Source organism: Streptomyces sp. TLI_146 (assembly GCF_002846415.1).
Taxonomy (GTDB): Bacteria; Actinomycetota; Actinomycetes; order Streptomycetales; family Streptomycetaceae; genus Streptomyces.
In genome coordinates this window covers 2,980,738-2,993,613 of record NZ_PJMX01000001.1, presented here as the reverse complement: position 1 = coordinate 2,993,613, position 12,876 = coordinate 2,980,738, and the positions used below count along the sequence as shown (strand labels likewise).

Annotated in this window: 14 protein-coding genes; 9 read left to right on the top strand and 5 right to left on the bottom strand. The window is 73.5% G+C overall.

The window, feature by feature from the left end:
* Nucleotides 1-136: 136 nt before the first annotated feature.
* From BX283_RS13645 to lgt, 9 genes are all read left to right on the top strand, one after another.
* Entirely contained in the window at nt 137-787 is a 651-nt protein-coding gene (locus tag BX283_RS13645) for a TIGR02234 family membrane protein (RefSeq protein ID WP_101387887.1), read from the top strand.
* A gap of 131 nt (nt 788-918) precedes the next feature.
* Complete coding sequence (locus tag BX283_RS13640) at nt 919-1,191, top strand: HGxxPAAW family protein (protein ID WP_101392323.1); 273 nt, start codon at nt 919-921, stop codon at nt 1,189-1,191.
* A 77-nt stretch (nt 1,192-1,268) separates the two neighbouring features.
* The gene (locus tag BX283_RS13635) at nt 1,269-1,706 is read left to right on the top strand and encodes a DUF2752 domain-containing protein (RefSeq protein ID WP_257582743.1); all 438 of its coding nucleotides are present in this window, start codon (nt 1,269-1,271) and stop codon (nt 1,704-1,706) included.
* A 148-nt stretch (nt 1,707-1,854) separates the two neighbouring features.
* Entirely contained in the window at nt 1,855-2,664 is an 810-nt protein-coding gene (gene trpC, locus BX283_RS13630) for an indole-3-glycerol phosphate synthase TrpC (RefSeq protein WP_101387886.1), read from the top strand.
* A gap of 7 nt (nt 2,665-2,671) precedes the next feature.
* On the top strand, nt 2,672-2,818 hold the full coding sequence (gene trpM, locus BX283_RS40595; protein ID WP_180357145.1) for a tryptophan biosynthesis modulator TrpM: 147 nt from the start codon (nt 2,672-2,674) through the stop codon (nt 2,816-2,818).
* A gap of 163 nt (nt 2,819-2,981) precedes the next feature.
* A complete protein-coding gene (trpB, locus tag BX283_RS13625; protein WP_101387885.1) occupies nt 2,982-4,235 on the top strand; it encodes a tryptophan synthase subunit beta in 1,254 nt (417 codons plus the stop codon).
* A complete protein-coding gene (gene trpA, locus BX283_RS13620; RefSeq protein WP_101387884.1) occupies nt 4,232-5,047 on the top strand; it encodes a tryptophan synthase subunit alpha in 816 nt (271 codons plus the stop codon). Before trpB ends, trpA begins: the two co-directional genes overlap by 4 nt.
* Before the next feature lie 131 nt (nt 5,048-5,178).
* Nucleotides 5,179-6,150, top strand: a complete 972-nt coding sequence (locus BX283_RS13615) for a thioredoxin domain-containing protein (protein WP_101387883.1) — start codon at nt 5,179-5,181, stop codon at nt 6,148-6,150.
* Nucleotides 6,151-6,232: 82 nt separating this feature from the next.
* The gene (gene lgt, locus BX283_RS13610) at nt 6,233-7,165 is read left to right on the top strand and encodes a prolipoprotein diacylglyceryl transferase (RefSeq protein ID WP_257582742.1); all 933 of its coding nucleotides are present in this window, start codon (nt 6,233-6,235) and stop codon (nt 7,163-7,165) included.
* Nucleotides 7,166-7,406: 241 nt separating this feature from the next.
* On the opposite strand, the gene BX283_RS13605 is transcribed toward lgt, so the two are convergent.
* Genes BX283_RS13605 through BX283_RS13585 form a run of 5 tightly spaced genes read right to left on the bottom strand, consistent with a single transcriptional unit; the run spans nt 7,407 to nt 12,859 of the window.
* Nucleotides 7,407-8,207, bottom strand: coding sequence for a CoA ester lyase (locus BX283_RS13605; protein WP_101387882.1), 801 nt, complete (start codon nt 8,205-8,207; stop codon nt 7,407-7,409).
* Nucleotides 8,204-9,391 carry a CaiB/BaiF CoA-transferase family protein gene (locus tag BX283_RS13600; RefSeq protein ID WP_101387881.1) on the bottom strand — a complete coding sequence of 396 codons (1,188 nt, stop codon included), beginning with the start codon at nt 9,389-9,391 and terminating at the stop codon, nt 8,204-8,206. Before BX283_RS13600 ends, BX283_RS13605 begins: the two co-directional genes overlap by 4 nt.
* A complete protein-coding gene (gene rbsK / locus BX283_RS13595) occupies nt 9,388-10,293 on the bottom strand; it encodes a ribokinase (RefSeq protein WP_101387880.1) in 906 nt (301 codons plus the stop codon). Before rbsK ends, BX283_RS13600 begins: the two co-directional genes overlap by 4 nt.
* On the bottom strand, nt 10,290-11,699 hold the full coding sequence (locus BX283_RS13590) for an ADP-ribosylglycohydrolase family protein (RefSeq protein WP_101387879.1): 1,410 nt from the start codon (nt 11,697-11,699) through the stop codon (nt 10,290-10,292). The genes rbsK and BX283_RS13590 overlap by 4 nt, the downstream gene beginning before the upstream one ends.
* Nucleotides 11,696-12,859 carry an ADP-ribosylglycohydrolase family protein gene (locus BX283_RS13585; protein WP_101387878.1) on the bottom strand — a complete coding sequence of 388 codons (1,164 nt, stop codon included), beginning with the start codon at nt 12,857-12,859 and terminating at the stop codon, nt 11,696-11,698. Before BX283_RS13585 ends, BX283_RS13590 begins: the two co-directional genes overlap by 4 nt.
* Nucleotides 12,860-12,876 lie beyond the last annotated feature (17 nt).

Here is a 12,876-nt window from a genome sequence, read left to right as displayed (position 1 = left end):
GCTCGCGCAGTTCCCCGCGCCCCTGAATACCTAGGGGCGCGGGGAACTGCGCGACCAGCCACCCACGGTCCGCAGCCGAACTGTTCGCGCCATAAATCCGCCCCCGGCTGACAAGATCACCGCCGCGCAGGCGATAGTGGAGTACGTGAGTGCCGTACCCGTACCCCAGTCGCGTGCCGAATCCGCGTCACCCGCCCGTGGCGGCGGCCGTCGTACCCTCGCCGCCGCGCTGCTCTTCGGCGCGGTCGGCGCCGCCGTCGTCCTGCTCGCCTCCGGGCAGACCTGGGCCGAGGGCCACGCCGCGGTCGGGGGCGGCTCCGTGCCGCTGCGGGCCACCGGGCAGAACGTGACGGGCGTGCCCGCCGCGCTCGCCATAGTCGGGCTCGCCGCGCTCGTCGCGGTCTTCGCGGTCCGCCGGGCCGGCCGCCTCCTCGTCTCCGGGCTGCTCGCGCTGAGCGGCGCCGGGGCCGCGCTCGCCGCCTTCCTCGGCGCCGACGACAGCTCCGCGCTGGACGAGAAGGCCGCCAGGACCAGCGGCGACGCCGCCGAGACCATCAGCGGCCTCACCCACACCGCCTGGCCCTACGTCACCTTCGCGGGCGGCCTGCTGCTGCTGGTCGCCGGGCTGCTCGCGCTGCGGTTCGGCGCCGCCTGGCCCGCGATGGGCGGGCGCTACGAACGCGACGGCAGCCCCCGGGCCCGCAAGGCCCGTCCGGCCAAGGACCCGGAGCGGCCCGAGGAGCTGTGGAAGGCTCTGGACCGGGGCGAGGACCCGACCGGAGTGTGAGCTCCCCCACGGCGGCGACCCCAGGCTCGGGGCACCCGTACGGGTGGGCGACAATGGTCGGTGAGCGGTCCCCGTCCCCGGACTGGGCGGCCGACTCCGCGACCCAGAGATTCACCAACGAGGAGCAACTCATGGCGGGCAGCAGCGGCGGCCACGGACACACCCCGGCCGCCTGGACCGGTGTCATCATCTCCTTCATCGGCTTTTGCGTGGCCTCGGTCTTCATCGTCGCCGCCAACCCGATCGGCTTCTGGGCGGGTACGGCGCTCACCCTCCTCGGCGGCGTCGTCGGCGGCGTCATGAAGATGGCCGGTCTCGGCACCCCCAAGGAGTCCCCCGAGATGACCGCGGCCCGCGAGGAGGCCGGTCTCAAGGCCCGCGCCCGCCTCGCCGAGGCCCGCTGAGGCAACGGACGCTCCACCTGGACGAGGCGCGGCCCCCTGGGGCTGCGCCTCTCCGCGTGAACGGGGACAATCACCGCGTGGACGCCACCCCGACCCCGACGCCCGCCCCGGCGGCCCCCGCCGCCGCGCGCCGGCTCCTCGTGCCGCTGGGCACCCTCGCGGGGGTCGCCGCCGCCTTCGCGTACGTGGGCGCGGTCGACCCGAACGAGCCCGGCCACTACCCCGTCTGCCCGCTGCTGCGCCTCACCGGGATCTACTGCCCGGGCTGCGGCGGTCTGCGCAGCGCCCACGCCTTCATCACCGGCCACTTTGGCGCGGCCCTCGGGGCCAACGCGCTCGCGGTGGCCGGTTATGTGCTCTTCGCGGTCCTCTGGGTGGTCTGGGCCGTGCGCGCCGCGCGCGGGCTGCCCTTCCGTGTGGACCTCAAGGACGCCCATTGGTGGGGGATCGGCGCGGTGCTGCTGGTCTTCTCAGTTGTCCGGAATCTACCGTTCGGGTCTGTGCTGGCGCCGTGACATTCCGTATATCTCCCCACGTCCCGGCTGTCCGAAGAGTGGGACGGACGTCAACCGGATGCGAGCCCTTCGCCTCGGGGCGGATACCATCGTCATGGCTGATCCTGGCCGATCGTCAACGTCACCGTCCTGGAAGGGGGCCGCTCGCGTGAGTGTGCTCGACGAGATCATCGAGGGCGTCCGCGCCGATCTGGCGGAGCGGCAGGCGCGGGTCGGCCTCGACGAGCTCAAGGAGCGCGCCGCCAAGGCGCCCCAGGCTCGGGACGGCGTCGCGGCCCTGCGCGGCGACGGCGTCAAGGTCATCTGCGAGGTCAAGCGCTCCAGCCCGTCCAAGGGCGCCCTCGCGGCCATCGCGGACCCGGCCGGTCTCGCCGCCGACTACGAGGCGGGCGGCGCCGCCGTCATCTCCGTGCTCACTGAGGAGCGCCGCTTCGGCGGCTCGCTCGCCGACCTGGAGGCCGTCCGGGCCAAGGTCGACATCCCGGTGCTGCGCAAGGACTTCATCGTCACCGCGTACCAGCTGTGGGAGGCCCGGGCGTACGGGGCCGACCTGGCGCTCCTGATCGTCGCCGCCCTGGAGCAGCCCGCGCTGGTCTCGCTGATCGAGCGGGCCGAGTCCATCGGGCTCACCCCGCTGGTCGAGGTGCACGACGAGGACGAGGTCGAGCGGGCGGTCGACGCGGGCGCCAAGATCATCGGCGTCAACGCGCGCGACCTGAAGACCCTCAAGGTCGACCGCACCGTCTTCGAGCGCGTCGCCCCCGAGATCCCCTCGCACATCGTGAAGATCGCCGAGTCCGGTGTGCGCGGCCCGCACGACCTGATCGCGTACGCCAACGCCGGCGCGGACGCCGTCCTGGTCGGCGAGTCCCTGGTCACGGGCAAGGACCCCCGTGGGGCCGTCGCGGACTTGGTCGCCGCGGGCGCCCACCCGGCCCTGCGCCACGGACGGAACTGACCTCACCATGCCCATTGCCGCCCGTCTCGCCCCCGGCTGCCGCCCGCGCGGCTGCCGCGCTCCGGCGCGCCGGGTGCACGGGCGCCGGGTGCGCTACGTGATCGGCGACGAGCCGGGCCAGGTCAACGGGATGCGATGGCGCGGCTTGCCTTGAGCGCCGCCCGAGCGTGAGCGCCCCGTAGGGGCGCGGGGAACTGCGCGACCAGCCCACCACGGCCTGCTGTCGCGCACCCAGATCATGTTCTACGGCGCCTGGGCGAACCCGTGACCACACGTAACCCAGGACCGGGGCCATGACGCCCCGGGGAGGTATCCCCATGTCCCAAGAGCACGAGTTCTTCATCCCGGACCCGGACGGTCAAGTCCCCACACAAGAGGGCTACTTCGGCGAGTTCGGCGGCAAGTTCATCCCCGAGGCGCTGGTCGCCGCCGTGGACGAGGTCGCCGTCGAGTACGAGAAGGCCAAGGCCGACCCCGCCTTCGCCGCCGAGCTCAACGACCTCATGGTCAACTACACCGGCCGGCCGAGCGCGCTCACCGAGGTGCCCCGGTTCGCCGAGCACGCGGGCGGTGCCCGGGTCTTCCTCAAGCGCGAGGACCTGAACCACACCGGCTCGCACAAGATCAACAACGTGCTGGGCCAGGCGCTGCTCACCAAGCGCATGGGCAAGACCCGCGTCATCGCCGAGACCGGCGCGGGCCAGCACGGCGTCGCCACCGCGACCGCCTGCGCCCTCTTCGGCCTCGAATGCACCATCTACATGGGCGAGGTCGACACCCAGCGCCAGGCGCTGAACGTCGCCCGGATGCGGATGCTCGGCGCCGAGGTCGTCCCCGTGAAGTCCGGCAGCCGCACCCTGAAGGACGCCATCAACGAGGCGTTCCGCGACTGGGTCGCCAATGTGGACCGCACCCACTACCTGTTCGGCACGGTCGCGGGCCCGCACCCGTTCCCGGCCATGGTCCGCGACTTCCACCGGGTCATCGGCGTCGAGGCCCGCCGCCAGATCCTGGAGCGCGCCGGACGGCTCCCGGACGCGGCCGTGGCCTGCGTCGGCGGCGGCTCCAACGCCATCGGGCTCTTCCACGCCTTCATCCCGGACGCGGACGTCCGGCTGATCGGCTGCGAGCCCGCCGGGCACGGCATCGAGAGCGGCGAGCACGCGGCGACGCTGACCGCGGGCGAGCCGGGCATCCTGCATGGATCGCGTTCGTACGTACTCCAGGACGACGAGGGCCAGATCACCGAGCCCTACTCGATCTCGGCCGGTCTGGACTACCCGGGCATCGGCCCGGAGCACTCCTACCTCAAGGACACCGGCCGCGGCGAGTACCGCGCGGTCACCGACGACGCGGCCATGCAGGCCCTGCGGCTGCTCTCGCGCACCGAGGGCATCATCCCGGCGATCGAGTCCGCGCACGCGCTCGCGGGCGCCCTCGAAGTCGGCCGCGAGCTCGGCAAGGACGGCCTGCTCCTGGTCAACCTCTCCGGGCGCGGCGACAAGGACATGGACACGGCGGCCCGCTACTTCGGGCTGTACGACAACGGGGCCGAGGGGGACGCGAAGTGAGCGGGAACGTACAACTGCTGAGCGACACCCTCGCCAAGGCGAAGGCCGAGGACCGGGCCGCGCTCATCGCCTACCTGCCGGCCGGGTTCCCGACCGTCGAGGGCGGCATCGAGGCGATCAAGGCCGTCTTCGACGGCGGCGCGGACGTGGTCGAGGTCGGGCTGCCGCACAGCGACCCGGTCCTGGACGGACCGGTCATCCAGACCGCCGACGACATCGCGCTCAAGGGCGGGGTGAAGATCGCCGACGTGCTGCGCACGGTCCGCGAGGCCCATGCCGCCACCGGCAAGCCGGTCCTGGTGATGACGTACTGGAACCCCATCGACCGGTACGGCGTGGAGCGCTTCACCGCGGAGCTCGCCGAGGCGGGCGGCGCCGGCTGCATCCTGCCCGACCTGCCGGTCCAGGAGTCCGCGCTGTGGCGCGAGCACGCCGACAAGCACGGGCTCGGCACGGTCTTCGTGGTCGCGCCCAGCAGCAAGGACGAGCGGCTCGCGAAGATCACGGCCGCCGGCTCCGGCTTCGTGTACGCGGCGTCCCTGATGGGTGTCACCGGCACGCGCGCGTCGGTCGGCGCGCAGGCCGAGGACCTGGTGCGGCGCACCCGGGCCACCACCGACCTGCCGGTCTGCGTCGGCCTCGGCGTCTCCAACGCGGAGCAGGCCCGGGAGGTCGCGGCCTTCTCCGACGGCGTGATCGTCGGCTCGGCCTTCGTCCAGCGCCTCCTTGACGCGCCGGACCACGTGAGCGGACTCGCCGCCGTGCGCGCCCTCGCGGGTGAACTCGCGCGGGGCGTACGCCGTACGCCGTAAGGGTGTAGGCCGTCCGCCGCAACGCTCCGTAACCCTGCCCGGGTAGGGGCGGACCCGGAGCGCGTTAGCTCGTACGGGTGGATATCGCGCCGGGGAGGCACGTGGGTGCCTCCCCGGTTCGTTTTGCGGGTGTGAGCGAGAAGAACCAAGAAGGCAAGAGAACGGCCCGCGAGCGGCTGGCCCAGGAGCGCGAGCGGCAGCGGTCCCAGGACCGCCGCAGACGCACGATGATCGTCGCCGCGGCGGTGGTGTGCGTCCTCGGGCTGGCCGCCGTGATCGGCGTGATCGCGGCCAACACCAAGAGCGACGGCAAGAAGAGCACGGCGGGCCCGCTGCTCGCGCCGACCGGCACCGAGGGCAAGGACAAGCTGGCCATCCCGGTGGGCGCCGCCGACGCGCCGTCCACGCTCACGGTCTGGGAGGACTTCCGCTGCCCGGCCTGCGCCGCGTTCGAGAACAGCTTCCGGTCCACGGTCCACGAGCTGGAGGGCAGCGGCCAGATCCGCGTCCAGTACCACCTCGCCACCCTGATCGACCACAACCTCGGCGGCAGCGGCTCGCTGCACGCGGCGAACGCGGCGGGCTGCGCACAGGACGCCGGGAAGTTCCCGGCGTACCACGACGTGCTCTACACGAACCAGCCCAAGGAGACGGACGACGCGTACGGGAAGAACAGCAAGCTGATCGAGCTGGCCCAGAAGGTCCCCGGCCTGGACACGGCCGCCTTCCGCTCCTGCGTGGAGGAGGGCAAGCACGACAGCTGGGTCACCAAGTCCAACGACGCCTTCCAGAAGGGCGGCTTCAACGGTACGCCGACGGTCCAGCTGAACGGGGAGTCGGTCTTCCCGCAGAAGGGCAGCGAGCAGATCAGCCCGGCGAACCTGAAGAAGTGGGTCGCCGAGGCGAACAAGGGCAAGCAGCCGGGGGCGGCTTCGCCGTCGAAGCCGGGAGCGGCGACGCCGGGTGCCCCGAGCTCGCCGCCGGCGGGGGCGCCCGCCGAGGACGGGGCGCCGAAGCACGGGCGCGCCCCGGGCACGGCCCCGAAGAAGGCCCCGGCGGGGGTCCACCCGAGCAAGGCGGTTCCGGCCCACGAGGCCCCCTAGCCGCTGCCGTCCCGCTCGTTACTCAGAAGTTGCCGGGTGGGTGGTCCGACCGCCCGCCCGGCAAGGTAGCGTCGACCCTGCCATGAACCTCGCCTTCATTCCCAGCCCGTCCACCGGCGTGATCCATCTCGGACCGATCCCGCTGCGCGGCTACGCCTTCTGCATCATCATCGGTGTCTTCGTCGCCGTCTGGTACGGCAACAAGCGCTGGATCGCCCGGGGCGGCCAAGCCGGCACCGTGGCCGACATCGCCGTCTGGGCGGTGCCCTTCGGTCTCGTCGGCGGTCGGCTCTACCACGTCATCACCGACTACCAGCTGTACTTCAGCGACGGTGAGGACTGGGTCGACGCCTTCAAGATCTGGCAGGGCGGGCTCGGCATCTGGGGCGCGATCGCGTTCGGCGCGGTGGGCGCGTGGATCGGCTGCCGCCGCCGGGGCATCCCGCTGCCGGCGTGGGCCGACGCGCTGGCCCCTGGTATCGCCTTCGCCCAGGCGGTGGGCCGCTGGGGCAACTGGTTCAACCAGGAGCTGTACGGCAAGCCGACCGATGTGCCGTGGGCGCTGAAGATCAGCGAGGGCACGAACCGGGTCGCGGGCACCTACCACCCGACCTTCCTGTACGAGTCGCTGTGGTGCCTCGGCGTCGGCTTCCTGGTCATCTGGGCCGACCGCCGCTTCAAGCTGGGCCACGGCCGGGCGTTCGCGCTGTACGTCGCGGCGTACTGCGTGGGGCGCGGCTGGATCGAGTACATGCGGGTCGACGAGGCCCACCACGTGCTGGGGCTGCGCCTCAACGACTGGACCGCGATCACGGTGTTCGTGCTCGCCGTGACGTACATCGTGATTTCTTCGCGGGTGCGGCCGGGGCGGGAGGCGGTTGTGGAGCCGGTGGCCGGCGCGGAGCCGCAGTCGGAGCCGGATGCGCCGTCCGAGGACGCCCCCTCCGAGGACGCGCCCGCGGACGAGGCGGAGAAGTCGGTGCCGTCCGAGAACGGGACGAGCAGCAAGGGCTGAGCCCTGGCCCGGGGTTCGTCTGCGGGTGTGTGGTGGGTTGCTCGCGCAGTTCCCCGCGCCCCTTTTCGGCCCGGTGTTTGTCTGCGGGCCGGTGGTGGGTTGCTCGCGCAGTTCCCCGCGCCCCTGGAAGCGTCCCTTCGGGCCGCCCAGGGGATTGCCGCGCAGCGGCACCTAAGGGGCGCGGGGAACTGCGCGACCAGCCACCCACCACCCGCAGACGAACACCGGGCTCCGCTCACCGTCACCGCCGGTGGGACAGCGCCACCGTGCGTCGCGCGGCATCCAGCACCGCCGCGTCCACGAAACGCCCGTCCGGCAGCGCCAGCGCGCCCGTGTCGGTCGGTGACGCCGTGAGGATCTCCTCCGCCGCGGCCACCTCCGACGGCGGCGGCAGATAGGCGCGCTCGATCACCGGCAGCTGCGCCGGATGGATCGCCGCCCGCCCCAGGAAGCCGAGCGCGCGCCCGTGCGCGCAGGACGCGGCCAGGCCCGCGAGATCGGTGATGTGCCGGTACACCGACTGCGCGGGCGGGGCCAGCCCCGCCGCCCGCGCCGCCACCACCACCCGGCTCCGCGACCAGTCCAGGCCCACCTCGTCGCGTACGCCCAGATCCGCGCAGAGGTCCGCCTCGCCGAGGGCGATCCCCCGCACCGAAGGGTGCGCGGCGGCGATCGCGTAGGCGTGCTCGATTCCCAGCGCGCTCTCCAGGAGCGGATACAGCGGGACGCCGGGCGCCAGGGCCGCGATGTGCTGGACCTGGTGGGCATGGGTGACCTTCGGCAGCCGCAGGCCCGCCAGGCCAGGGAGCCCGGCCAGAGCTCGTACATCGTCCTCCGTGGCCACCCTGACGTGCACCGCCGTGGACAGCGGCTCCGCGAGCAGCTCCGCCGTCGCCGCCCGGGCGTACTCCTTGCGGTCCGGCGCCACCGCGTCCTCCAGGTCCACGATCACCACGTCCGCGCCCGCCGACAGCGCCTTCTCGACCACCTGCGGCCGGTCGCCGGGGGCGTACAGCCAGGTCAGCGGGATCGTGGTGGTCACAGGGCGCCCGCCCCGCGCAGCGTGGTGATCTCCTGGGCGGACAGGCCCAGTTCGGTCAGGACCGCGTCCGTGTCCGCGCCGTGCGGGCGGCCCGCCCAGCGGATCGCGCCCGGGGTCTCGGAGAGCCGGAAGAGGACGTTCTGCATCTTGACCGGGCCCAGCTCCGGGTCGTCGACCGTGGTGAGCGTGTCCAGCGCGCGGTACTGGGGATCCGTCATCACCTCGCGGATGTCGTAGATCGGCGCGATCGCCGCCTCCGCCTTCTCGAACGCCGTCATCGCCTCCTCGCGGGTGCGCCGGGCGATCCAGCCGCCCACCGCCTCGTCCAGCTCGTCCGCGTGGTCGGCCCGCCCCGAGCCGGTCGCGAACCAGGGCTCGCCGATCAGGTCCGGGCGTCCCACCAGCCGCATCACCCGCTCGGCCACCGACTGGGCCGAGGTGGACACGGCGAGCCAACTGCCGTCCGCCGTACGGTAGGTGTTGCGCGGGGCGTTGTTGCGGGAGCGGTTGCCGGTGCGCGGCTGGACGTAACCGAGCTGGTCGTACCAGATGGGCTGGGGGCCGAGGACCGTCAGGATCGGCTCGATGATCGCCATGTCGATCACCTGCCCGCGCCCGGTGGCGGCGCGCGCGGTGAGAGCGGTCAGTACGGCGTACGCGGTGGCCAGCGCGGCGATCGAGTCCGCGAGGCCGAACGGCGGCAGCGTCGGCGGGCCGTCCGGCTCGCCGGTGACGGCCGCGAAGCCGCTCATCGCCTCGGCCAGCGTGCCGAAGCCGGGGCGGTGGGCGTACGGGCCGCACTGGCCGAACCCGGTGACCCGGGCCAGTACCAACTGGTCGTTGGCGGCGGCCAGTTCGGGCCAGCCCAGGCCCCAGCGCTCCAGGGTGCCCGGACGGAAGTTCTCGATGATCACATCGGTGGAGGCGGCGAGCCGGAGCAGGGTCTCGCGGCCGCCCGGCGTGGACAGATCGAGGGTGATCGTCCGTTTGTTGCGGCCGAGCAGCTTCCACCAGAGCCCGACGCCGTCCTTGGCGGGGCCGTGGCCGCGCGAGGGGTCGGGGCGGCGGGGGTGCTCGACCTTGATGACCTCGGCGCCGAAGTCGCCGAGCATCGTCGCCGCGAGCGGCCCGGCGAAGAGGGTGGCGAGGTCCAGAACCCGCAGGTGCCGCAGCGGAGTCGTCACCGGGCGGTTCCCTCGGCGGCCGCCGCGTCGATCTCCTTGCGGTACGGCATGGCGGCCACCGCGCCGGGCCGCCGCACCGAGAGCGCGGCGGCGTCCGACGCCCAGGCGAGCGCCTCGGGCATCGCCCGGCCCTCGCCCAGGGCGACGGCGAGCGCGCCGACGAACGTGTCGCCCGCGCCCGTCGTGTCGACCGCGGTCACCTCCGGGGCCGGGACCGCGACCGGGTCCTGGCCGCGTGCCGCGTACAGACTGCCCCGGGCGCCGAGCGTGACCACCACCTCGGGGACGAGTTCGAGCAGGGCGCGGGCGGCCGCCTTGGGGTCGTCGATGCCGGTGAGCGCGGCGGCCTCGTGCTCGTTGGCCACCAACAGGTCGGTGGCGGCGAGGAGTTCGGGCGGCAGCGGCTGGACGGGGGAGGGGGTGAGGACCGTGCGCACCCCGTGGCGCCGGGCCGCCGCGGCGCCCTCGACGACCGTGTCCATCGGCAGCTCCAGCTGGAGCAGCAGCGACTCGGCGCCCGCGATCAGCGCCTCGTCGCCGGGGCCGAGATGGGTGACGGAGGCGTTGGCGCCGGGGATGACGACGATCGCGTTGCCGCCGTCCGCGTCGACCACGATGTGGGCCGTGCCGGACGGTCCCTCGGTGGTGCGCACGAGGTCGGTGTCGACGCCGGAACCGTCGAGCGCGGCCCGCAGCCGTACGCCGAACTCGTCCGTGCCGACGGCCCCGATGAGGGCGACGTCGGCGCCCGCGCGGGCCGCGGCGACGGCCTGGTTGGCGCCCTTGCCGCCCGGGATCGTACGGAAGTCGTGGCCGGTGACGGTCTCGCCGCGGCGCGGGGCGGTCTTCACGTAGGCGACCAGGTCCATGTTGGTGCTGCCGAGCACCGCGATGCGCGTCATGCGCTCCGTACCTCCTGGGGGATCAAGGGTGGGGTGAGTCGTGCGGTCAGTTGCGCGAGGGTGTCGAAACCGGTGCCGTCGAAGTCGGCGACGGTGCTGGCGAGGCGGTTCTTGAGCGGTGCGGTCCAGCGGGCGGGCAGCGCCTCCGGGTGCCCGGCGAGGAGTCCCGCGAGCGAACCGGCGGTGGCCCCGTTGGAGTCGGTGTCCCAGCCGCCGGACACCGCGCGGCAGATGGAGCCGGAGAAGTCGCCGTCGGCGTGGGTGAGGGCGGCGGCGAGCAGGGCGGCGTTGGGGACGGAGTGCACCCAGTGGTAGCCGCCGAGGGCGGTGTGGAGGTGGTCGACGACGGTGTCGAAGTCGCTTTCTTCGTGGGCGAGCCGGATGCCGAGGCGTACGGCCTCGGCGAGGCGGGAGCGCGGGGGGATCACGGCGAGGCCGCCGGCCAGGCAGCCGTGTACGTCGTACGCGCCGGTGGCGGCCAGGGAGATCGCCGCGGCCGTGAACATCGCGCCGTACACGCCGTTGGCGGTATGGGTGAGGACGGCGTCGCGGTGCGCCTGCTCGGCGGCGGCCGCGGGGTCGCCCGGGTTGGTCCAGCCGTGGACGTCGGCGCGGATGGCGGCGCCGATCCACTCGCGGAACGGGTTGCGGTGGGTGGCGGTGTGCGGCGGCTCGATCCCGTCGAGGAGGTTGCGGTACGCGACGCGCTCGGCGGTGAACGTCCGGCCCGCCGGGAGCTCGTCCAGCCACAGCTGAGCGACCTGCGTGGTGGTGAAGTGGCGGCCGTGGCGCTGGAGGAGGAGCAGGCCGAGGAGGGGGTAGTTGAGGTCGTCGTCCTCGGGCATGCCGTCGATGTTCTCGGCCAGCGAGGTGGGGGCGGAGCGGCGGTTCCAGGGGTACCTGGTGACCAGGTCGGCGGGGAGGCCGGTGGCGGTGAACCAGGTGTGCAGCGGCCAGTTGCCGGTGGCGCGGGCGATTTCGCGGATGCCGTGGAGGGGCAGCTTCTCGACGGGTTTGCCGAGCAGGCAGCCGGCGGCCCGGCCGAGCCAGGCGGCGTGGAGGCGGGGGATGTCCCCCGCCCCGCCCCTTCCCTGGTGGGGGGCTTCAGACTCTGTGCCAGGCCAGCTCGGTGTGGCGGCTTTGATCGCCGCCAGGTCTGTGGGTTCCCCGGGCGCCAACCGGCTTGGCTGCTCCGCCAGTTCGTCCAGGAGGCGGATCGCCAGGGCACGCAGGGCCGGGGGTGCCGGGGGCATCGACGCGCCCCCGGGGACGGGGGTCGTGGTGCCGCCCGCCGCCTTCCAGCGGCTCGCGATCCGGCCCGCCTCGCGGCCGTCCTCCGCCGCCTGGCGGAGTTCGTGGGTGAGCAGGTCCTCCGGCTGGACCCAGGTCACGCGCAGCGGGGTCACCGGGTCAGCGCCTCGAAGGCCGTGTGGTGGGCGGCCCGGCGGGCGCGGTCCTTCTCGTACACCTCGCGGGTCACCTCCGTCAGGGCCCGCGCCGGGGCGTGCAGGTCCAGGCGGCTGGCCTCGGCGATCTGTTTGGGCCAGGTGGCGGGGATCGGGGCCTCGCCCCGGAGCGCGCCCGCGAGGGCGCCCGCCATGGTGGCGATGGAGTCGCAGTCCCGGCCGTAGTTCACCGCGCCGAGCACCGCCGTGCGGTAGTCGCCGTCGGCCACCAACAGCATGCCCAGGGCGATCGGGAGCTCCTCGATGGCGTGCAGGCGGGAGGGGCGGCGGGCGCCCAGGGACGGGGCGCGGTAGTCCGGGCCGACCGTGTCGAAGGGGGCGATCGCCGCCCGGAGTGGGGCCAGGGCCGACTCGAAGTCCGTGTGGGCGGAGGCCGTTTCCGCCACTGCCCCGATGGCCGTACGGGTGCCGTCCTTCGCCAGGGACAGGCACGTTTCCACGACACTCGCCGCCGTCGCGTTCGGCGCGCACGCCGCCGCCACCGCCGCCGCGAACACGCCCGCCGCCTCCCGGCCGTACGAGGACTGGTGCGGGGCCGCCACCTCCAGGGCCTCCGCGTACGCCGCCGCCGGATTGGCCGCGTTGACCAGGCCGACCGGGGCCATGTACATCGCCGCGCCGCAGTTGACGATGTTGCCGCTACCCGCCTCGCGGGGGTCGACGTGGCCGTAGTGCAGCCGGGCCACGATCCACTTCTCGGCGAGGAAGATCCGCTGGAGGGGGATCGCCTCGGCTTCGAGCTCCGGGATCCAGCGCGGGTGCGCGATCAGGTCGGGGACCAGGTGGTCGGCGATCGCGTACGCGTCCAGGTGGTCGCGGACCTTCTCGTACACCCGGATCAGCGCGTGCGTCATCAAGGTGTCGTCGGTGACGTGGCCGTCGCCCTTGTGGTACGGGGCGATCGGCCGGGCCGTACGCCAGTCGTCGCCGTGCCAGGGGCCGACGATGCCGTGGACGCGGCCGCCGTGCCGCTCCACGATCTGCTCCGGGGTGTAGCCCTCGACCGGGCCGCCGAGGGCGTCCCCGACGGCCGCGCCGACCAGGGCGCCGGTGATGCGGTCCTCAAGAGTGAGCGTCGTGTACGACGTCGTGAGCGTCATGCCGGAATTGTCCACCC

What these genes read in the sequence shown, in the direction of transcription:
- rbsK (WP_101387880.1), bottom strand. Translation starts at nt 10,293, where the DNA reads ATGACGCGCATCGCGGTGCTCGGCAGCACCAACATGGACCTGGTCGCC.
- trpM (WP_180357145.1), top strand. Translation starts at nt 2,672, where the DNA reads ATGCCCATTGCCGCCCGTCTCGCCCCCGGCTGCCGCCCGCGCGGCTGC.
- BX283_RS13585 (WP_101387878.1), bottom strand. Translation starts at nt 12,859, where the DNA reads ATGACGCTCACGACGTCGTACACGACGCTCACTCTTGAGGACCGCATC.
- BX283_RS13640 (WP_101392323.1), top strand. Translation starts at nt 919, where the DNA reads ATGGCGGGCAGCAGCGGCGGCCACGGACACACCCCGGCCGCCTGGACC.
- lgt (WP_257582742.1), top strand. Translation starts at nt 6,233, where the DNA reads ATGAACCTCGCCTTCATTCCCAGCCCGTCCACCGGCGTGATCCATCTC.
- trpB (WP_101387885.1), top strand. Translation starts at nt 2,982, where the DNA reads ATGTCCCAAGAGCACGAGTTCTTCATCCCGGACCCGGACGGTCAAGTC.